The sequence below is a fragment of the Paenibacillus durus genome (genome assembly GCF_000756615.1).
Lineage (GTDB): Bacteria > Bacillota > Bacilli > Paenibacillales > Paenibacillaceae > Paenibacillus_AQ > Paenibacillus_AQ durus.
Genome location: NZ_CP009288.1, coordinates 850019 through 869437, shown reverse-complemented (window position 1 = coordinate 869437; position 19419 = coordinate 850019). Strand labels below are relative to the sequence as shown.

At 52.1% G+C, this 19419-nt stretch carries 18 protein-coding genes; all 18 read right to left on the bottom strand.

Annotation, left to right across the window (positions count from 1 at the left end):
- Nucleotides 1-13 precede the first annotated feature (13 nt).
- The 18 genes from PDUR_RS03965 to eutC all read right to left on the bottom strand — a co-directional run bounded on the left by PDUR_RS03965 (nucleotide 14) and on the right by eutC (nucleotide 19400).
- Nucleotides 14-3052 (bottom strand): hypothetical protein, encoded by a 3039-nt coding sequence (locus PDUR_RS03965; protein WP_042205199.1) that lies wholly within the window; start codon nucleotides 3050-3052, stop codon nucleotides 14-16.
- 23 nt (nucleotides 3053-3075) lie between these two features.
- Nucleotides 3076-3774 (bottom strand): DUF4280 domain-containing protein, encoded by a 699-nt coding sequence (locus PDUR_RS03960; RefSeq protein ID WP_042205198.1) that lies wholly within the window; start codon nucleotides 3772-3774, stop codon nucleotides 3076-3078.
- A gap of 1 nt (nucleotide 3775) precedes the next feature.
- Nucleotides 3776-4300, bottom strand: a complete 525-nt coding sequence (locus PDUR_RS03955) for a hypothetical protein (RefSeq protein ID WP_042205197.1) — start codon at nucleotides 4298-4300, stop codon at nucleotides 3776-3778.
- Nucleotides 4293-5435: a pentapeptide repeat-containing protein gene (locus PDUR_RS03950; RefSeq protein ID WP_169744885.1), complete on the bottom strand. Its 1143-nt coding sequence runs from the start codon at nucleotides 5433-5435 to the stop codon at nucleotides 4293-4295. The genes PDUR_RS03955 and PDUR_RS03950 overlap by 8 nt, the downstream gene beginning before the upstream one ends.
- A gap of 35 nt (nucleotides 5436-5470) precedes the next feature.
- Entirely contained in the window at nucleotides 5471-7027 is a 1557-nt protein-coding gene (locus PDUR_RS03945) for a contractile injection system protein, VgrG/Pvc8 family (RefSeq protein ID WP_052410002.1), read from the bottom strand.
- A 184-nt stretch (nucleotides 7028-7211) separates the two neighbouring features.
- Nucleotides 7212-7856, bottom strand: coding sequence for an RraA family protein (locus PDUR_RS03940; RefSeq protein WP_042205195.1), 645 nt, complete (start codon nucleotides 7854-7856; stop codon nucleotides 7212-7214).
- A 50-nt stretch (nucleotides 7857-7906) separates the two neighbouring features.
- Entirely contained in the window at nucleotides 7907-9016 is a 1110-nt protein-coding gene (locus tag PDUR_RS03935; protein ID WP_042205194.1) for a PepSY-associated TM helix domain-containing protein, read from the bottom strand.
- A gap of 16 nt (nucleotides 9017-9032) precedes the next feature.
- On the bottom strand, nucleotides 9033-9872 hold the full coding sequence (locus PDUR_RS03930; RefSeq protein ID WP_042205193.1) for an alpha/beta hydrolase family protein: 840 nt from the start codon (nucleotides 9870-9872) through the stop codon (nucleotides 9033-9035).
- A gap of 73 nt (nucleotides 9873-9945) precedes the next feature.
- On the bottom strand, nucleotides 9946-10911 hold the full coding sequence (locus tag PDUR_RS03925; RefSeq protein WP_042205192.1) for an ABC transporter ATP-binding protein: 966 nt from the start codon (nucleotides 10909-10911) through the stop codon (nucleotides 9946-9948).
- Nucleotides 10908-11891, bottom strand: a complete 984-nt coding sequence (locus PDUR_RS03920) for an ABC transporter ATP-binding protein (protein WP_042205191.1) — start codon at nucleotides 11889-11891, stop codon at nucleotides 10908-10910. Before PDUR_RS03920 ends, PDUR_RS03925 begins: the two co-directional genes overlap by 4 nt.
- Nucleotides 11892-11919: 28 nt before the next feature.
- Nucleotides 11920-12819 carry a nickel transporter permease gene (gene nikC / locus PDUR_RS03915; RefSeq protein WP_052410001.1) on the bottom strand — a complete coding sequence of 300 codons (900 nt, stop codon included), beginning with the start codon at nucleotides 12817-12819 and terminating at the stop codon, nucleotides 11920-11922.
- Between the two features lie 15 nt (nucleotides 12820-12834).
- Entirely contained in the window at nucleotides 12835-13755 is a 921-nt protein-coding gene (gene nikB, locus PDUR_RS03910) for a nickel ABC transporter permease (protein ID WP_156130274.1), read from the bottom strand.
- Between the two features lie 29 nt (nucleotides 13756-13784).
- Complete coding sequence (locus PDUR_RS03905; protein WP_042205190.1) at nucleotides 13785-15329, bottom strand: ABC transporter substrate-binding protein; 1545 nt, start codon at nucleotides 15327-15329, stop codon at nucleotides 13785-13787.
- A 53-nt stretch (nucleotides 15330-15382) separates the two neighbouring features.
- Nucleotides 15383-16165 (bottom strand): HpcH/HpaI aldolase family protein, encoded by a 783-nt coding sequence (locus tag PDUR_RS03900; RefSeq protein WP_052409998.1) that lies wholly within the window; start codon nucleotides 16163-16165, stop codon nucleotides 15383-15385.
- 21 nt (nucleotides 16166-16186) lie between these two features.
- A complete protein-coding gene (locus PDUR_RS03895; protein ID WP_042205189.1) occupies nucleotides 16187-17005 on the bottom strand; it encodes a carbon-nitrogen hydrolase family protein in 819 nt (272 codons plus the stop codon).
- A gap of 29 nt (nucleotides 17006-17034) precedes the next feature.
- Nucleotides 17035-17661, bottom strand: a complete 627-nt coding sequence (locus tag PDUR_RS03890; protein ID WP_052409996.1) for a GntR family transcriptional regulator — start codon at nucleotides 17659-17661, stop codon at nucleotides 17035-17037.
- A 116-nt stretch (nucleotides 17662-17777) separates the two neighbouring features.
- On the bottom strand, nucleotides 17778-18680 hold the full coding sequence (locus PDUR_RS03885) for an acetamidase/formamidase family protein (RefSeq protein ID WP_042205188.1): 903 nt from the start codon (nucleotides 18678-18680) through the stop codon (nucleotides 17778-17780).
- A gap of 18 nt (nucleotides 18681-18698) precedes the next feature.
- Nucleotides 18699-19400 (bottom strand): ethanolamine ammonia-lyase subunit EutC, encoded by a 702-nt coding sequence (eutC, locus tag PDUR_RS03880; protein WP_042205187.1) that lies wholly within the window; start codon nucleotides 19398-19400, stop codon nucleotides 18699-18701.
- Nucleotides 19401-19419 lie beyond the last annotated feature (19 nt).

The following is a 19419-nucleotide window of genomic DNA, read 5'->3' as shown; positions in this document are numbered from 1 at the left end:
TCACTAATATGGTTTAATACTTTACAATCATACCTGGATATAACTCATCTGGTGGAGGAGGCGCTAAATCATGAGCACCTGGTGGATCTCCAGTCAAATTATCAACAGGATCCCAGGACTCAATTTTACGATAAACAACACCCTCTTGCATTAACTTACTTTCTGCCAATTCGTGATCTGCTAATTGCCTAAACCATGCTTTTTCATCTGGAGGTAATTCTCCTTTTAGTGCTTTTTCCCATCCATATGCTATGCCAATATCAGGATCAAAGTACCCCTCGTAGTAATACTTTCCACCTACATGATCCGGCATATTTACGTGTTTTGTCAAAAATAAGTGCGTTTTTAATTGCTTAGCTTCCTCCACACTAAGTCCAGTATTTCGAGCAAAAACTTCAATCTCTTGCATATCTAAACCTGTAGCCCTCAATCTTTCATACGTTTTTAAAGCTATCTCTTCTTGTTTGAATGCAGGAACAAATTCAATCGGCTCGCCTCGTGGTTCAACAGGTTTAAGAGGTGGAAGTTCACCCGTCCCCCCTGCCTTCAAAGCCTTCGAAGCATCTTCCAGCTCTTCCAGCGCCGCAATATTCCTGCCATTCGCTAGTTTATCCGCCGCCTTGTACAAGCCGTGCTTCATCAAGAACGCTAGATTCACAAACGCGATAGCGAGCCCCATATCATCCAGCATCTTCTGGTCTATACCGAGGAGGCTCGGATTCGTATTCCCATTTCCGTTCTTGAGATCGATTAGCTTCTCAATGTTGACAGCAACCATGCCTGCGCCTATGACCCCATCTGCGAGCGCCAGGAGATACAACGATCCCCCTCCCGTCGTAAATGCCCCGATGATTGCCACCGCTCCGAATAAGATATTGATCTCCGCGATCAGAACTTGGGGATCGATGACTAACACTTGGAAGGTATACCGGGATAAGTATACCTTTTTTTCCGTATGCTTGCTGAGATAATCCGGTTTCTGCGGGATGATGTGCTCCAGTTGCAGCGCGTCCAGGACAGGTCCCAGTTGATCCACCAGTTTCCCGATCCCCGTAAAATCCAGCATCTGCTCGATTATACCCGGCTCATGGCTTTCCTGCGGCGCCCTTCGCGAAAGTATAGGTTGCGGTGGAAGCATCGCCTGAATCTCCGCTGGCGACTTGCCTTCCCGTGCTCCTTGCTCCATGATCTTCTTCGCGCTTTGATTCCACTCATACACCGCTGTCCGGTCCCGGTCTTCCTGCTCATATTCCTTCTGACTCTCTGCCAGCTCCGCTTGTTTCTCTTTCTTACTCTTCTTCGGTTCAACTGGCTGGGCGTAGCTCTTCTGGTAGGCGCTCTGCTGCTCTTCCGCCGATTTCCCGCTCAGCCAGCTTCGCGCCGCAGCGATTCCATTCGGATTGCTGTTCACTTCGGCTGCCACTTTCGCACGAATGTCCGCCTTATTGCCTTCCGGCAAGGGTACGGTCACAGGCATTCCGGACATCGGAACGGGGACATTCTTGTTGAAATCCAGTTCTTCTTGCCAAATTTTCGCTTCGGCCTGTTCATCGATATACATCTGCTTGAGTTCTTCATCCGTCAGCAGCTCCATGAAATCCGCTTCGACTTTCTGGAAGTCCAGCTTGCTGCTCTTGATGCCCACCCGGTTTTCTTGGATGACCATATAATGGGTTGCGTTCGTTTGTAGCGCAATCTGCTGCGCAGCGCGCATCCGAATGGACTCGAGCACGCCCTTCCCGCTTCCGCTCCCCAGCTCCATCCGGTTGCCTGCGACCAGCAACAGATCCTCGCTTGCCTTAACCGTAATGTTCCCGCCATCCAGATGCAGGCTGACCGTCCCTTTCTCGAACAGCACCCCGTCGTCTCCCAGCTGCATTTTGGCCGCTCCCGGCATCTCGAACACTTTCGTCGTGGGCTTCTGGAACACCGTCCGGCTCTTCATCTCCTCGCTTCCCCCGCGAACCGAGTTGATTGCCATCGCCTGCTTCTCGGTACCGCTTGGAAAATACACCTTAATCCGCGCGCCTTCCTCCGGCAGACAGTGGAAGATATTGTTCCCTTCCCCCGAGTAGGGGAACCACCAGTTCCCTTGCGCGTCATGCTCCGCATCGATGTCCAGATGAACCTTCACCATATTGTTCGCCCGTTTTACGACCCGGCCTTCGAGGGAGACGCCTTGAATTCCCTCATTCCGCCGCAGCTTCATTCTCAGCGTCTGCCGTTTCACCAGTACATATTCATATTGCAGCAGCCCCGATGCATAGCTGATCACCGATTCGGATACGACCCACATCTGATTTTTAAAAAGAACATCATCTCCGACCTCGCAATATTGCTCGCTGATGACCCGGTAATGGACAAAATCCGCCTCGTGAAGCGAATCCCCTTCGTTTCCTTCCGCATGCGCCTTCAGCTCTTCATAGGCGGCCCGGTCCTTTACGGCCGTGTAACGCTTGGACTTCAGCTCCTCGCCCCATGACAAATCCGGCACGCCGAAATAGACGCGAGGCGCATCCAGCGCCACATCCGGCAAAATAACGGTCCCGACCCGGGAGGCCAGCCGCTTCATAAACTGCCAGTCGGTCTCTCCAAATTGGACCATTAACGCGCCGATCGCCGCCTCCTCGCTTGTCGCCATATTTTGCGCAGCCCCTCCGGGGTAATCAGCGACGAGCTGCTCTATGGCGTCCGAATAGGTCAAATGCTTGTTCTGATACGACCGGCTTTTCGGCTCCATATCCATCGCATACGTGCGCGAGATCGCCTCGACTTGCACATGCGGAATCCCGTCTTCCATGTGAATATCGATACCCGTAATGCCCCCGGCGAACCAGTTCTCCGCCTTCGGCTCGGCAGGCCTCCGGAGGACCAGGCTGTCCTCAAAGCTGCTTCGTTGGATGCAAAGTTCCGCTTCCTCTTCTGTCATTACCGCCGTAAATGTACACCGCGCATGTGTATTAAATTTCCGTTCAATCCGAAAACTGCGAATGGCTTTCAGCCCATACGGCCACGTAAGCTCATAGCCATCCCCTTGATACCCTGCTCCCATGCCTTCACCTTGACCTCCTTTCTTTATCTCACTAAGAACTCGGGAGGCGCTGGGTCCATCCCATTCGTAAGCAACCGGATCTTCCCCCCATACTGACAAAATAAACAGGACTTGCTGGTCAGTGCAGGCACTCCCTGAATGGATACATTCGGGCTGCCGTTCGTCCACTGGGTCTGAGCTCCTGCCAGTTTCTCCAGCATCGTAGTAAGCGCAGATAGTGCACCTAACAGCCCGGGCCGTGACTCTGTCTGAGGCTTGAATGGCGGGCCCGCAGGGGCGGATGCCGATACCGTTGGCAGCAATTTGGGCGCACACGGATAAATATACTGATTAAAGGTCGGCTCCGTTGGATCGGGGTCAAAAATATATGAAGAGTCCGGCATACCCGAATTTTTTTCAGCCACCTTCATCGGAAGCATCTCACTCCGGCAAAAGCCAAATGAATAAAAGTTGCCATCAAGCTCCTGGCCCATTTTGTCATAGGGAATCCCTTGAATCGTCCCTGGCTCCGACGCGGATACCACGCAATCCTCTACCGTCAGCATCGGGTTTCCGTTAATATACACTCCATTCGGGTCCTGCTTGTTCAGCACTTCTTCATGCGTGCCAAACGTACAATGCATATACGCCCCTGCCGTTACATAGGTATCCTCGCTCCGCCACGGGGATGCCAGCAGCTTGGCAAGCGTGTCTTTCTTTAATATCGTATCTGTAACTCCCATATCAAGCTTCTCCTCCTGTCAACCGGATGGGTCTGATCCTTAAGCCGTACAGGCTTTTTCTAAGCAAGCTCTCCGCTACGTCCACACGCGCAACCAGCACACGGCTCCGGTAGTACGGAATTTGGAAAATGGCAGCCTCCCTCAAAGCTTCCGGGTCTACCCAAATGGTGTGAACCTGTCCGTTGTCCGTCTCCGTGCGGTCAGGCGCAAGACAAGCGATTTCCTGGAAATCCATCCATGCATAATCGAATTGCCCCTGCTGCTTCAGGTCCATCACGATTACGCTTTTATAAGCGATCTCCGGTATTTGCTTATTTATAATGGCCCGAAGCTCCTCGCTAACCAGCAGGATGGGATGTTCAATCAGACTGCTGGAAGTCAGGCTATTGCCCGGCTTAACATAGACGATCTCCTGCTGCTCCGCGTGGCCGTAGCCCCTGAGCATACGTTCCGGAAACGCCAGATTCGCTCCGTTCGCCGGCAAGCGCCGATCATGCTCCAGCACATAATATTCCATCCTACTCATGCCGCAGATCCTCCACCCAAGTGATCGTTTCACGCTGTTCCTTCGTCAGCGCAACCCGGAAAGCGTCCCGCTCCAGCATTCGGCTGCCGGTCAAGTCTGCCCCTGTGAAATCAGCCTCTTCGAGCTCCGCCTCTGTAAAATCCCCCGCAATTTTCGCATCCCGAAAGCTGGCACGAGTCAGGTTGGCCCGTTGAAACTGTACGCCGTTCAGGCCAAACACAAGGCCATGCGCCTCTATAACCATATCCCGATCGCCCAGTACACGGTCGAACTTCGCATAGGTCAGGTCACAATCGCGAAAATCCGCATCAACTAGAAGACTCTCGGTGAAATCAGCCTGATCGCATACGCAGCGCTCGAAGCGGGTACCCAGCATTCGGCTGCCCGCGAAATGACTTCCTGTCAGCGTCACCTCTTCGAACCTGGCATAATTCAGGTCAATACCTTCGTAATGACCATGAGACAAATCAACTCTGGCAATATGTTCATAGATGTATTCCTGATCTAACCGGTTTTCCAGCCATCCTTTGCACGTAATGGAGGTTCGTTGTCTCTCATTGACGCGATACACCGATTCACTGACCTCATGATCCCGATATTCGCCGACGCGCACTTCAAAATGACTGTCTTTCTCTATGCTTTGGAATGAAACAAGCTGCCGGATCGTATCCATCGCATAACGGACAGCGTGTACCATATAGACGTGAAACGGATACAGCTGCTCTGTCTTCCAGGCTTCGAACGAATGGCGCTGAATGCGGCTCATATAACGCTTGCGTTTCTCCTCGCACGCTTGATCCCAAGCGTCTGCGAATCCATAAATCCATCCCGCGTCATATCGGAAAGGCGTCAGCTGCACGCTGCTGTCCGTGTCCCTGCCGCTGGCCTCCAGCATATAGACGGGCCTTCCTTCGTTCAGGCTCGTCCGCAGCAGGGAAATATGAATGCAGGTACATTTCTGTACATGCCCTTCTTGCTGCAGGAGCTGTACATTCTGGCAGAACCGGTCGAACAGCGGGACGAGCTGGTCTACAATCTGCTTTTTATGCCGGACATAATAGTTATGTAAAGATTTAATCTGCTGATTTCGCTGCGGCATGACATCTTCTTCAATAAAAAGGTTCCATATCTCCATGTCGTGCATCCCCGCGCTCCTCTCTCCGGTGCGTTTTATTGATTCATCAGCACTTCGATGCCTTTAATCACGACCTGCCCCTGATCCATCGTAAGGCCGCCTTTTGCGTCCTTCGTAGACATTTCAATCTGGTTGGCAACCATCATAATGGATTCCGACACCATTTCGATTTGCTTGCTTGCCTGCAGCATAATTTTATTTTCACAATTCAGAATAATCGTGCCGGCGCTCGTTAAAGTAATGGTTGCGCCCCCGACCGCACCGGTAATGGTGATTTTATCTTCCTCGAAAGTGATTTTCTGGCCGGTCGGCGTCAGCAGAAACTTCGTGTTCGGATTGGCCATTAAATCTTCCTTTAAATCCTTGTCGTAATTAATGATGGGCTGCAGCTGTTCTTGCTGAACAACGGTCGTCGTCACATTTTGGCTGTGTCCCCCTGCAGCGCCGGATGTACTGCCCGGACTGGATGCGGGAGCCATCGCTTCTTCCGGCAGCTTCTTCCGCACGGAGCTGAGCGCAATGCCCTCCGCTTCCTTCGCATTTGGAAAATAAATCCGGACACTATCTCCTTTCTCCGGCATGCAGTACCAGCCTGTCTGATCATCCGACGCATACATGGTGGAATACGGGAATGGAATTGCGGTCCCAAGACTCCAGTCCTGATCGTAATCGAGCCGCACCTTGACCTCATCCCGGACCACTTCCATGACTTTGCCTGAAATAGAAGCGCCAACCAGCTTGGAATTGGTTCTCGTTCGCCTGTAAGCTGCCCGTTTCAAACCGAGGGTGTAATGATGAGTAAGCAGACCCTGCTTCATTTCGGTCCGCACCTCGAACACATGAAGCTGCTGGCCTTTGAAGGTAACCTTGTCTCCAAGTTCAAGCACCTGATCGTGCAGCATCACTTCGTAACAAATATAATCCTGTTCGCTAAGCCCGCTCTTTCCGGCAGCCGCCTCTTTCTTGTAGGCCAACATATCCTTATACATCCGGTAGTGTGTAGCTTCGAGCTCGCCTGCGTCCCGGTGATCCGGAATGCCCAAATACACGCGTACGCTATCTTCCGTTGATACAGGAACTAGCACCGCATGATAACGGGAAGCCAACCTCTTTAGAAACTGCCAGTCCGTCTCCTGATATTGCAGCGTATAAGCACCCAGCTGACTATCTTCCTCAAACGTATTAAAGGTTTGCCCTTTCGGGTAGTAACCGCTGATCTTCTGCATTAAGTCGTGGATGAGCATCGATTTATTCTGGAAAGACCGTGTTTCCGGCTTGAGGTCCATCGCATGCGTATGGGATATGGCCTCCGCTTCCAGCCAGTATACGTTGTGCTCCACCTTGACATGGAGCTTGAGAATTGTACCGTGGAACAACCGCTTGCTCTGTCCATTTTCATCGGCATACAGAAGCTCCACAGGCGTATCCTCATCTGCCATTCGTACATAATGATCTTCCTGTTCTTCCGAAATAATGCCCGTGAACGTCAATTTCGCGTGATCATTGATTTTCTTGACCAACATCACATGATGCAATGTCATTTCAAAAGGAAGGATTTGCAAATGTTCATAGCTAACCGCCGATATTGCCATTCAGTCATCTCCTTGTAAATTCATTAATTTACTATATATCGACTTTTTTCAATAATTTTTTAATATAACTCCTTAAATTCAAAATAAAGGAATATGGTCTAATAGAAAAAGCTCATCCCGACTTATCATTCAAGTTGGAATAAGCTTTTAAAAGTTTATCAAGCCGTATATGGCTTCTTTTCACTCAGAACCATTGGTCAGCTCCGCTTATCGAGGCTAGTGTAATGCCTTCGTCCAATTTTCGCTTAAGCCCGGTTTCGGCATTCTGAATCTCAATGGCTTCGAGGCCATACTTCATGGCGTCATTCGGATCGATGACGAACACTCCATCGCCATCGGCTGCAATTAAGTCACCCGGACGCACGGCGACTCCGCATACACTGATCGACGTATTGATCTCTCCCTCAAGCCCCAAAATCCGTGTCGTCAGGGGACTTACGCCAATCGAGAATACGGGGAGCCCCAATTCGAGAATCTCCTGAGCATCATTAACGCAGCCTGCTACGATCACACCGGCGAGCTGCTTGGCCTTGGCGATATAGGAGCAAATCCCTCCCCAACAGGAACGTTCCGTGTCGCCGGACATGTCAATCACCAGCACATCGCCCGGCATGACGATATCCAGCGCTTTATGTACGGCGGAAGAATCCATGTGGGGAATACGAACGGTTACCGCATTGCCTACGAAACGTATGGGCCGAAACAGCGGCTCCAGACCTTTCATAAAACCGAAATCGGTCATATGGCCGATGGTCGAAGGCATCACTTGCTCATAAACGGATAACAGATCAGGGGTGACCCCCTGGACTCTCGGATTTAATCGAAACATGGATTCCGCTCCTTTCAGCCAATGTCATGTACGTTTCCGATCTCGTTGCTTTACGAAGCATTCAGTTGAACCTCGGCCTGCTGTTTTTTCCGCCGTCTTTTTTTATACTGCCAGATATAAATACCGGTAAACATCAGTATGGAAGGCATCAAACCGACGATGGAATACAAGACTTTGGTGATAATTCCTCCATAAGCGCCGACGTGCAGAGGAAATACCCACGTTTGGTAAAACACGTTATTGGTTTTGGGGTCCCATTTTTCCAGCACCTGTCCGTTGTACGGGTCCATCCACACCTTCACATTTCCGGTATGTCCGGCGCCGGGATCATAGGAACGGGTTAGACGGATATCGATGTTCTTTTCCGGCTTGGTAGGCAGAATAATCAAGGTTGCTTTGCTGCTTGGCGTGGTCTGTTCGGCAAGCCGGACCAGCTCGTCCACAGGCAGCCTGCCTTCCGGCTTCACCTGAACGGCAAGCTTTTGAGCCGGCGGGGTCCAGCCTGTGCCGAACCAGCCTAATATCTTCTCGCTAAACGGATAAACGGCTCCGGTAAATGCGATGATCAAGAGCACAGGGATGGAATAAATCCCGATTAGCCGGTGAAGGTCATTCTTTTTAATATACGGATTCGAGGCCTTTCTTCGTTTGAAGCCCTGCGCCATACTTTTGATTCCCGGCCACCACAAGTAAAGACCCGATATGAGAATGAACGTGAACATGAAACCGACGATCCCGACAATCTCAAACCCGTGATACTTTTCCAGCAGTAAATTGCGATGAAACACGCTTAGCTTATTGGGAAAGGCGCTCTCATCCAGCGTTCCGAGTATGTTCCCGGTGGCAGGGTCCACATACACATACTCTCTCTTCCCGTCATTATTGATCCAGAACTGGAATGCGCCGCCTGTAACCGGCTCATCGGGGGTATAAATTCTCAGAAACTGCGCTTCGGGATATTGGGACAAAATGGACTTTTGAGCATCTTGGTAAGAAATCCGCTCCCCTTGGGTCACTTTAAACAGCTCCGGATACATGGCCTGGGTGAGCTCGTTTTTAAAAACGAGAACGCTGCCTGTCAAGGAGAGAACGACAATGAATAGCCCGGCCAATAAGCTTAGAGTCAGATGAATGTTGAGGATTACTTTTCTAAACTGCATATAATCCCTTCCTTCTTCATTTGAGATAGTTGTCATTCGCATTCAATGTGTCCGCCAGAAAATCTTTCACAGGAGACAACAGCTTGATGCCTTCATGGGCGGCACCCGGAACTTCATCATACCGGACGCGAATCCCGCTTGATGTCCAATTATCCCTCAGCGACCGGATTCGTTCCAGCCGCGTATTCCCGGCAATCTCCACGCCCGGAAGCCAAAAGGGATTCTCCTTGCCGCTTGGGAGTATGCTGTTATCTTCGCTTCCAATCACCAATTGGGCTGGAACACGGCGCAGCTCCTCCATCCGGAGCTCCGTGCCGAATTGTTCCTTAAAGTCGCGGGTTCCCGTAAACCAATCCATAGATGGATCAAGCAGCGTGACGTTACCCGGGGCGGCAACCGATACTCCCAGCAGCCGGTCAGGATGAAGGTAAAAGAAACGGTGAACAAATTGTCCGCCGCCGGAAAAGCCAAACAGCAGGAATTGCCGCTCCGAAATTCCATATCGGGCCGTAAACTCTTCAATGATCGCCAGCAATACGCGGTCGAAACGAATATCACGGTATTTAATCATCTTGTATGAGTTCAGTTCTCCCGGTTCTCCGATGCCTGCCGGAAAGAGCGGCGCCAGGACAACGGCGCCGGTGCTGTCGGCAAAATCCTGAAACTCGTCCCTGTACCGCTGAGCGGAACGGTCCGTCCCGTGAATCACGACGAGCAGCGGGCGCCGCTGCGGACCGGTTTCGGTAACTGGGTTTGGAATATAGGCACAGTAAGAAAACCTTTGATCGTATTGGCATGCATATAACGAAGTCGCGCCGGTTACCGGCGTTAACGGTGATCTTCCGTTCACTCTCATGCCCTGTTCTCCTCCGCTTACGTTGATATCGTCCGGTACACTCCGGGCCCGGCTTGTCCGCCTCATTCGACACTTAATTGTACAAATGGCAGGCGACGTAACGCCCATCCACTTGCCTCAGCGCCGGCCTGTCCGTCTTGCAAATCGCCATGCATTCGCTGCATCTCGGGTGGAACGCACAGCCCGCAGGCGGATTGGCCGGACTTGGCACATCCCCTTGCAGCACAATCCGCTCCTTCTTGATTAGCGGGCTCGGGGTCGGGACGGCTGATAATAAGGCCCGGGTATACGGATGCTTCGGGGAATCGAACAGATCCCGCTTATCCGCCAGCTCTACCATTCGTCCCAAATACATCACGCCAATCCGGCTGCTGATATGCTTCACCACACTTAAATCATGGGCGATAAATAAATACGTCAAATGAAATTGCTCCTGCAGATCCTGCATCAGATTGATGACCTGGGACTGGATGGATACGTCCAGGGCGGATACCGGCTCGTCGGCGACAATCAGCATGGGGTTTAGCGCGAGCGCCCGGGCAATCCCGATCCGCTGCCGCTGTCCGCCGCTGAACTCATGCACATACCGCTTGGCATGGTAGCTGCTTAAGCCGACAGTATTCAGCAGTTCCTCGACTCGCCGTATTTTTTCCTTACCTTGGGCAACGTTGTGGATCTCCAGCGGTTCGGCGATAATATCGAAGACCGTGAGGCGTGGATCGAGGGAAGCATACGGGTCCTGGAAGACCATCTGCATATCCTTTCGGACCTTCCTGAGCTCGGCTGGAGGCAGTCCCACGAGATTCTTTCCCTTATAATAGACCTGGCCCTCCGTCGGATGGAGCAGTTGGAGAAGCGTTCTTCCCGTTGTCGATTTTCCGCAGCCGCTTTCCCCTACTAATCCAAGCGTTTCTCCCTTATAAATCGTAAAATCCAGTCCGTCAACCGCTCTGACATGGCCGGCAGTCCGGCCAAAGATTCCTTTTTTTATCGGGAAATACTTTTTTAAATTTCTGATCTCAACCAAAGGCTGCTTCATTGTGATTGCTCCCCTTCCTCGGATGCATGGAGCCAGCATCTTGTGAAATGTCCAGGTCCGATTTCCGTAAGCTGCGGCGCTTGTCTGCGGCAGACATCCATCGCGAATTCACAGCGGGGCGCAAAATAACACCCTTCCCGCAAGCTGCCGGGAACCGGTACGCTTCCCTTGATGGAATATAGCCGCTTCTCTTCCGAGTCCAGCGTCGGCATCGACTTCATCAGCCCTTGCGTATACGGATGCTTCGGTTCGGTAAAGAGCGTAATTACGTCGCTTTCTTCCACAACCTTGCCTCCGTACATGACCACCACGCGGTCGCACATTTCCGCTACAACGCCAAGATCATGCGTAATGAGCAGGATTGCCGTACCATGCGCCGATTTCAGTTCTTTCATTAAATCCAGAATCTGCGCCTGAATCGTTACATCCAGTGCAGTTGTCGGCTCATCGGCAATCAGCAGCTTGGGATTACACGCCATGGCCATCGCAATCATCACCCTCTGCCTCATCCCTCCCGATAAACGATGGGGATACTCGTCGACAATCTGTTCCGGTCTAGGGATGCCGACAAGCTTCAGCATCTCGATGGAACGGGCTCTAGCCTGCTTCTTGCTGTACTTTAAATGAATCCGAACCGCTTCTCCAATCTGCTGCCCGACCGTAAATACCGGATTTAGCGAAGTCATTGGCTCCTGAAAGATCATCGCCATTTCATTGCCCCGGACATCCTGCATTTGCTGCTCGGACAGAGCCAAGAGATCTTTGCCGTCAAATAAAATGGAACCTTCCATCACTTTACCCGGGGTCAATCGCATCGCCGTTAAGGAGGTGACGCTTTTTCCGGAGCCGGACTCTCCGACAACTCCTACGGTCTGCCCTTCCCGGATGGTGATGTCCACACCGTCAACGGCCGGGACAACCCCTTCATCCGTATAAAAATAAGTCTTGAGCCCTTTTATCGCCAGCAGTTCGCGTTCCAAAGCTTACCCTCCCCCTTGTGTACGGCATTTACAGCTTCATTTTCGGATCAAGCGCGTCCCGAATACCGTCACCCAGCATATTAAAGGCTAGGACCATGAACATAATGGCCAAGCCGGGTATCGTGCTGACATGAGGATCGGATCTTAAATAATCCCTTCCCGAGCTCAGCATCGCCCCCAGCTCCGGCGTCGGCGGCTGGGCGCCCATTCCGAGAAAGCTTAGTCCGGAGGCTGTAAGAATGGCAGTCGCTATGCGCATCGTGGATAAGACGATAATCGGCGCAATGCTGTTCGGAATCACATGCTTGAATATGATGCGCACATGGCCGGAGCCCATCGATTTCGCCGCCTCGATATATTCCTTGTTGTTTACGGACATGACGGAGCTGCGGGAAATCCTCGCAAAAGCGGGAATCGAGAAGATGCCGATCGCGATCATCACGTTCACCATGCCCGGGCCGAGTACGCTGACAATAGCGAGCGCAAGCAGGAAGCTTGGAAACGCCATAAACACATCCATAATCCGCATAATCAAGATGTCGGCTTTTCCGCCGAAGTAACCCGAAATTGTGCCGAGAGCCACACCGAATACGATGGAAATCAGCACCCCGACAACTCCAACCATCAAGGAGATTTGCGCTCCGTAAATGACCCGCGATAAAATGTCCCGGCCGTATTCATCCGTACCGAACGGATGGCTTAACGAAGGCGGGTTCAAGATGATCTGCATATTTTGCGCAATCGGATCATACGGCGCTAACCATCTCGCGAAAATCGCGATACATACAAAGATGATAACCATCCATAATCCTACGATGGCGCGTTTATTTTTTTTGAACCTCTGAATCATCAATGTCCACGGCGAGCGCCGATGATATACCGGGTCCTCTGTTTCTCGGCTCATCAGAAGGATTGAGGTCTTACTCATTGCGTACGCTCCCTTCTACTCATACCTGATTCTGGGGTCTACTGCGCTGTAACACAGGTCAACTAAGAGATTAACAACGACGAAGATCGTGGCTACGAACAAAATACAGCCCTGAACAGCCGGATAATCCCGAAACTCGATGGATTGGATAATGAACCGGCCAAGTCCGTTCATTGAGAATACGGTCTCCGTCAGAACGGCGCCGCCGAGCAAAGTGCCGAACTCCAGGCCGATAATCGTAATGATCGGTATGAGCGCATTTTTCAATGTGTGCTTGTAGATAACGAGCCTTTCCTTGACCCCTTTGGCCCGCGCGGTACGGATAAAATCTTGATGAATAACCTCCAGAATGCTGGAGCGGGTTAACCTTGCCAGCACGCCGGAGGACGACAAGCCCAAGACGACGGACGGAAGAATGAAATGCTGGAACCCGCTGCTTCCTCCGGAAGGAAGCAGGGGCAAATAGTAGGAGAATAACAGAATGAGCATCGTTCCGAACCAGAACACCGGCATCGATATGCCGAACAGGGAGAACATCATCGTCACATTATCCCTGATGCTGTTCGGCTTCGTCGCGGAGAGGATGCCCGCAAACAGACCGACGATCACCATAATAACAACGGAGAACACCGTCAGCAGGATCGTTTTAGGGAACCTCGTCATAATTTCCTGCAGAACAGGTCTCTCGGATTGCAGCGACTCGCCCAGATTACCCTGAAGCAAATTGGTCACGTAGCTGAAATACTGCTCGTATAACGGTCGGTCCAGGCCCAGACGTTCCTTGACGCTCTGCACCTGCTCCTCCGTCGCATCGACTCCCGCAATTAAATGCGCCGGGTCCCCCGGAACCGAATGGATGATGATGAAACAGAGGAGAGATACGCCGAACAAGGTCGGAATCATTTGCAGCACACGCTTTACGACATAGCTTAACAAAAGGATTCCTCCTTACGATTGATTTTCGTTCAATTCTTGACCGCCTTGCGCAAATCATAGATATAAGTAGGGAGGAAGGTGATTCCTTCGACCTTCTTGGATATTCCGTAGCGTGCCATATCCTCATGGAGGAAAATCCATGGCGCATCTTCCTTGACCAGCTCCAGCACCTTCGCGTAGCTCTCCAGACGCTGCTTCGGTTCAAATTGCGCTTGCCCAGCGAGTATCAATTTGTCGACCTCCGGATTGTTGTAATGGGCATAATTCGTGGCGCTGGTCGATAATAGGGCATCCCGGAACAGCGGGTCGGCATCGCCGGTGGTCGCAAGCGCGCCTCTGACGAACAAATCGTATTTGCCGGGGGCTTTAAGCGTCTCCAAGTAGGTGCCAAGCTCTAGCGTTTGCAGCTCAATGTTGAATCCCAACTGCTGCAGGCTGTTCTGAACAAATTCGGCGGCCGGTTTGTCCTGAACGACGTTGGCGGCCAGAATTAATCTGAACTTGTAATTTCCCGGCACGACTCCCGCGTCTTTCAGCATTTGCTTCGCTTTGTCCATATCAAAAGGATAAGAGCCTACATTGCTGTACCCGATCGTTCTCGACGCGATGGCGGAGGTGGCCACGGTAACCCGGCCGTCATACAGCTTGTTCACCAGCGTTTCTTTATCAATCGCATAGTTCAGCGCCTGACGCACCGCCGGTTGGTCAAAAGGCTTGACCGTCGTATTGAACCCGATGTACGCGATCCGGTTGGCCTTGATCGGATTGATAACCAACTCACTATTCTGACTCAGCCGTTCGATTTCCGTAATCGGAACGCCTTCCATCAGGTCGGATTCCCCATTTTCAAGCATAATTACGCGGGAGGCGGTTTCGGGAACATTTTTGAAGGTCACACTGCTGATCTTTGGCGCCCCGGCCCAATAATCCTTATTGGCTTCAAGCACGACCGCATCTCCGGTCACAAACTCTTTTAATTTGAACGGGCCGGTTCCAACCGGGTTTTTGGCAATTCCCTCTTCGTTCTCTTTAATGGACTTGGGACTGAGAATACTGCTGGCAACGGAAGCCAGGTTACCCAGGAAGGCTCCCTGCGGGGCTTTCAAATGGAAGACAACCTCGTTCTCGCCGTTCGTGGTTATGTTATCGATAAAGGAGCCTACCAGCGAATGCTGACTCAAGTTTTCCCCTTCGTCGGCAACCCGTTCGAAGCTCGTCTTTACCGCTTCCGCATTAAACGGAGTGCCATCGGTAAAGGTGATCCCCGTGTTAAGCTCGAAGGTCCAGGTTTTGCCATCCTCTGAGGTTGTCCAGCTTTTGGCCAATTGAGGAACAACCTCCATCTTCTCGTTGAAGGTAACCAGCCTGTCGTAGATTTGATAATTGATCAGGCTGGAAATGGTATCGGTCGTATTTTGAGGGTCGAAGCCGACAGGGTCTCCTTTCAAGGTGATCACCATGCCCTTGCCTTCCGTCACTTCGGCCGCTCCCTGATTCGAACCGCATGCGGACAAAATCATAGCCAACACAATCAACATCAATCCTACTGCCTTCCCCGCCTGATTCCATCGCATACTTCATTTCCTCCTTAAGTTTGGTCATATGAACGACAAGACGTCTTTTGAGCCTACATCATGGATAACCTTTCATTGTGCTTCACGCCGCTTAGATGGGCGGTCATTGCCCGGCTGAAGAGGAGCGTATCAATAGGAGGAACTGTGAAAAAATTGGCTCCCCATTTGGAATACTTGTCCACCTCCTCTGCCGTAAAAGCCGGAATGCCGACGCCAAGCCCGACCTCGCTCGCCGTTCTGATAATCTCTTCGATGGCCTTCATGACGATGGGATGATCGAATTGCTCTTGGTATCCAAGCGAGGAAGCCAAATCTGCGGGACCGATAAAGAGCAAATCCAGTCCGGGGACACTGACAATATCGTCCAGATTGGTTAAAGCCGATTCATCTTCAATCATGCCGATCACGGTGACCCGTTCATTTTGCCGCTCTATATGCTGCTGGAAAGGAGTCGTGCCATACTGCGCGGCTCTTGAGGAGCCGTCGAGTCCCCGGGAGCCGATCGGACGGTATTTGGCGGTGCCGACGATTCGCTCGGCTTGTTCCCGCGTGGTGAGATGAGGAACCATGATGGCGTCGGCTCCCGCTTCGAGCACACGCAGCATGGCGCCATAGTCATTCTGGGGGGTACGGACCACTGAGGACACCTGCACGCATTCCGCTGCCCGGATCATATGCTCCACCAGCCCGAAGTCCATCGTCGTATGCTCCATATCAATAATGGCAAAATCATACCCGGCATGTCCCAGCATCTCCACGACGGCAGGGTCCTTCAGCGTTACGATCATCCCGTAAGCGGACTGTTGATTATGCAGCAGATTGCTCAATTTGTTCATTAGAATCAGCTCCTTCCGGGATCAAATCAGGGATGTATACAGCTCAGGTCTTCGCTGTTCATACGATGGCAGCTTGGAACGTACGCTTCCGATTCGGGACAGGTCGATTTCGCAAGGCATCAGCGCCTCCGTCTCCGGACCGGCGGCCATCAGGACGCCCATCGGATCGGCGACAAGGCTTTGTCCGCTGTAGAAATCGCTCACCTGGTTGCAGGCAACCATGAACACCGTATTTTCCAATGCCCGAACCGTGATCAAATGGCTCCAATGCTGCTCCTTCATCGGCCCGCGAACCCAGCCGGAAGGGACAATAATGATTTCCGCCCCCCGGGCCGCCTGATAGCGGGCGATCTCGGGAAAGCGCAGCTCGTAACAGACGAACAATCCGAGCTTGCCGAAAGGGGTCTGAATCGGCTCGAAGAGACGGTCGCCGGGCATAATCGTGTCGGATTCCTTCAGCCCGAACGCGTCATACAGATGGGTCTTTCGGTATGATCCGGCGATCGAGCCGCCGCTATCAACAATGACTACCGTGTTGTACACCCGGTCCGCCTCGCGCTCATCCACCAATTCCTTCATTCCGAATATCAGCCATGTGCCGTACTCAGCCGCCAGCTTCCTCATGCCGGTGACGAAAGGACCATCCAATGTCTCGGCGTCATCCACGATGACAGGCTTTGGAGTATGTGCGGGGAAGAAGCTCATAAAGATTTCGGGGAAAACAACCATCTGGGCCGAGTAGTCACGAACGGCGTCCCGGACTGCCGATACCGCTTTTTCATAGTTCACGTGCTTATCCGAAGTCGATTCCAACTGCGCCATGACTACACGAAATTTCATCGCAATGCCGCCTCCTGTCGTTTCAAGCGTTACAGCTTTCCTTTTTCCAAATGCTCCACCAAATGTTGAACCGCAGCGGGGATATCCTTTTGGATAATCGCGTTCAATATGGTTCTGTGTTCTTCAATAAAGGTCTGCAGCACATCCGGCTGATTTTTGAGCCATTTTCCGGCCCGTACCGTGAACTGCCGTTCCCTCGCCTGGCGGTACATCTTGATGAATTGCGAGTTCCCGACGATTTCCAGCAAGTAATGATGGAACAACGCGTCTTTCTCAACCAGGTCGGCAAAATCTCCGGCGCGGTAAGCTTCTTCCTGCATGCCGATGATGCGGGTAAGCTCCTTAATGTCGTTGTCAGTAATACGATCAGCGGCTTGCTTCAGCGAATACGTCTCAATGGCGATCCTCATATCGATCAGCTCGTTGCGTTCCTCGGCGGACAATTCCGTGAAGACGATGCCCCGATTGGGCAATATTTTCAGGAACCCTTCGTATTGAAGACGGTTTAATGCTTCGCGGATCGGGGTTCGGCTCATGCTTAACTCCTGAACCAGATTATTTTCCGAGGTATATTCCTCATCCCCCCGGATCATTTTTTCTTTGATCTTGTCGTATGCGGTATCTTTTAAAAGAACTTTTTCACTTTTCTCTATCAACTGAACTCACCCTTTGCGGCATGCGCTCTTGCATGCGTTACTTGTATACTAAGTTGTATACAGGTTTAATATAAAATAAATGCCCCTCCTTTTCAATGGGGTATTTAAAATTTTATTTATTCGGCCAATCCGGGCATTCCTTCCAGCTTGGGCATGCGTACACGAACGACCGTCTCTACCGGACAAGGCTTGCAGCATTGGCTCATTTGCACGTCGCCTACCGCGCCCATTAGCAAGTAAGCATCCGTCGGCGTCAGCTCCCAGCGCTGGACGATCATGTTCTGCATGTCTTCGCTCGCTTGCCGGATCGCAGCCAGGACATCGTGATCGCTTGCGATCGAATGCCAGGAATCCTTCGTTTCGACTACAGGAGCGGCAAGCTGCGCGCCCTTCAGGACAGTTAAGCGAACCTCGACTTCTCCGGCGATTTCCACTCCGGTTCCGCATATTTCCCCGTCGCCCATGGAGGCGTGGAGATCGCCAAGCCCGAACAACGCGCCGGGAACGAATACGGGCAGATACACACTCGATCCTTCAGCGATGCAGCTCGAGTCCAGATTCCCGCCATGCCGGCCGGGATGCCCGCAAGCGACCTCGCCTTCCGAAGGAGCCACGCCTATGACACCAACCATCGGGGCGCACTCGAACTCAATCCTGCCTGAGAACTGCACGCGCCTTCCTTCTCTGATCTGCACCAATTTCGACCGGATTTCCGAATGGTGAATTAACGTCCCGATGTCCGGAAGCGTCGTGATAACGCCTTGACCGTCAAGCGAAATGCGGATAATCTCCGCCTTCAATACGTCTCCCGGCAGCGCACCTTCCACGAAGATCGGGCCGGTCGCCGGATTGATTTTTCCATAGTCAATGGAAGTCACAAGATCCTGATCCCCCCGGATTTGTCCCGAGAAGCAGTCGTTCGTCCGTAAAACAACGCGGTCTCCGCTCTGCACGGTCAATACCGGCGCGTGATTGCCTGAGAAACTGAATACGAATTGGTCACGCTCCACCACATGCATGCGACTTCCCCTCCCTTTTTAGAAAAAATTCGTGCCGCTCGTCTGACGCTCCAGCATCCCTTTAAGCATCGTGCCGATATGCGCTGCCGCCTCCAAAGGAGGCGTCCCGCCCCTGTGAATGTTCGAGATGACATTCCGGTCCGATTCGATCGTGCCTTTGCGGGGCTTGTAACACATATAAGCGCTCATGGATTGGGCGGTTACGAGGCCGGGCCGTTCGCCGATCAGGAGCACCAGCGCATCCGGCTGCAGCACCTCCCCAATGTGGTCCATGCAGGCAACTCTCCCCCCTTTCACATAAAATGAGGTTCCCGGGGTCAGATCATTGGCTCTCAAGGAATCGAGCAGGGCCGGATACACATCGAGGATGTTCGCGGTGATCGCATCGGCGCTTAAACCGTCTGACACGACAATCTGGATTTGCGGCTGCTTGACGCATCTTTCGCGAATAACCGCCATGCCCTCGTCTGTAATGATGCGTCCGAGATCCGGGCGTTTCAAATAGGTTACCTTGTTCCCGTAGCAGGTCTCCACTGTAAACAATCCGAGCTGCTGCAGGATCGATTCATCCACTTCCCCGTACACGGCATCCACGGCGGCGGCGTGATCCTTCCGAAGTTGCAGCATCGTATGGGTCAGCGGCCTGGCTCCCGCGCGCCCTACCCCGATGCGTGCCGGAGTACTCTTTTTTAGCTCCTCCAATTTCTCGTGATCTTTCATGCTGCACCTCCGCAAGTGT

Coding starts and splice junctions, on each gene's coding strand:
- PDUR_RS03965 (WP_042205199.1), bottom strand. CDS start 3,052: ATGGGAGCAGGGTATCAAGGGGATGGCTATGAGCTTACGTGGCCGTAT.
- PDUR_RS03960 (WP_042205198.1), bottom strand. CDS start 3,774: ATGGGAGTTACAGATACGATATTAAAGAAAGACACGCTTGCCAAGCTG.
- PDUR_RS03955 (WP_042205197.1), bottom strand. CDS start 4,300: ATGAGTAGGATGGAATATTATGTGCTGGAGCATGATCGGCGCTTGCCG.
- PDUR_RS03950 (WP_169744885.1), bottom strand. CDS start 5,435: ATGGAGATATGGAACCTTTTTATTGAAGAAGATGTCATGCCGCAGCGA.
- PDUR_RS03945 (WP_052410002.1), bottom strand. CDS start 7,027: ATGGCAATATCGGCGGTTAGCTATGAACATTTGCAAATCCTTCCTTTT.
- PDUR_RS03940 (WP_042205195.1), bottom strand. CDS start 7,856: ATGTTTCGATTAAATCCGAGAGTCCAGGGGGTCACCCCTGATCTGTTA.
- PDUR_RS03935 (WP_042205194.1), bottom strand. CDS start 9,016: ATGCAGTTTAGAAAAGTAATCCTCAACATTCATCTGACTCTAAGCTTA.
- PDUR_RS03930 (WP_042205193.1), bottom strand. CDS start 9,872: ATGAGAGTGAACGGAAGATCACCGTTAACGCCGGTAACCGGCGCGACT.
- PDUR_RS03925 (WP_042205192.1), bottom strand. CDS start 10,911: ATGAAGCAGCCTTTGGTTGAGATCAGAAATTTAAAAAAGTATTTCCCG.
- nikC (WP_052410001.1), bottom strand. CDS start 12,819: ATGAGTAAGACCTCAATCCTTCTGATGAGCCGAGAAACAGAGGACCCG.
- PDUR_RS03905 (WP_042205190.1), bottom strand. CDS start 15,329: ATGCGATGGAATCAGGCGGGGAAGGCAGTAGGATTGATGTTGATTGTG.
- PDUR_RS03900 (WP_052409998.1), bottom strand. CDS start 16,165: ATGAACAAATTGAGCAATCTGCTGCATAATCAACAGTCCGCTTACGGG.
- PDUR_RS03895 (WP_042205189.1), bottom strand. CDS start 17,005: ATGAAATTTCGTGTAGTCATGGCGCAGTTGGAATCGACTTCGGATAAG.
- PDUR_RS03885 (WP_042205188.1), bottom strand. CDS start 18,680: ATGCATGTGGTGGAGCGTGACCAATTCGTATTCAGTTTCTCAGGCAAT.
- eutC (WP_042205187.1), bottom strand. CDS start 19,400: ATGAAAGATCACGAGAAATTGGAGGAGCTAAAAAAGAGTACTCCGGCA.